The sequence below is a fragment of the Pseudomonas sp. P5_B2 genome, from assembly GCF_056400445.1.
On record NZ_JBFULH010001306.1, the window covers coordinates 1 to 737 of the forward strand.

1 protein-coding gene is annotated in these 737 nt (G+C 52.9%); it reads left to right on the plus strand.

What is annotated here, in order from left to right:
- A partial coding sequence (locus AC1DRJ_RS30905) for an MFS transporter (protein WP_477805455.1) occupies nucleotides 1-725 on the plus strand: 725 nt, incomplete at its 5' end.
- Nucleotides 726-737 lie beyond the last annotated feature (12 nt).

The window sequence follows — 737 nt, forward strand, 5'->3', positions numbered from 1 at the left end:
TCCATGGCATGTACAGCGTAGGAGGCATCCTAGGCGCGGGAGCATTAACCGTACTGCTGAGTATCGGTCTCGATCCAATATTTTCCGTGCTATGCGTCGTCGCCATCGTTATGGGGGCACTCTACAAAGCGATACCCACATTACTGACATACGGAACAGAACAGGACGGGCCAATTTTTGCGATGCCTAAAGGTATCGTCTTCCTGCTGGGGACTTTGTGCTTCATTGTATTTTTAACTGAAGGGGCAATGCTGGACTGGAGCGCGGTCTTCCTCGTGTCGAGCCGAGAAATGGAGCCCAATTTGGCGGGTTTGGGTTATGCCAGTTTCGCCGCAACGATGACGGTCGGTCGCCTTACAGGCGATGCGATCGTGCGCAAACTCGGCGGTGTGCGCGTAGTGGCCTTTGGAGGAGTTATTGCCGCCACTGGCATGATGGTGTCGCTTGGTTTCGATGGATGGCCAGCATCATTGATAGGCTATGCCTTACTCGGAATCGGTTGTTCGAACATTGTCCCAGTTCTTTTTACCGCAGTCGGGCGCCAAAACCGTATGCCTCAAAGGGTGGCAATACCGGCAGTTATTTCCATGGGCTACGCAGGCATCCTCATAGGGCCAGCAGTTATTGGTTTCGTCGCCCATCTAAGTACACTTTCCATTGCCTTGAGTGGCTTGGTATTTCTTCTGCTTTTTGTGAGCGCAACAGCGCGACTTCTGCGCTCTTAGCCGGAGTTCATC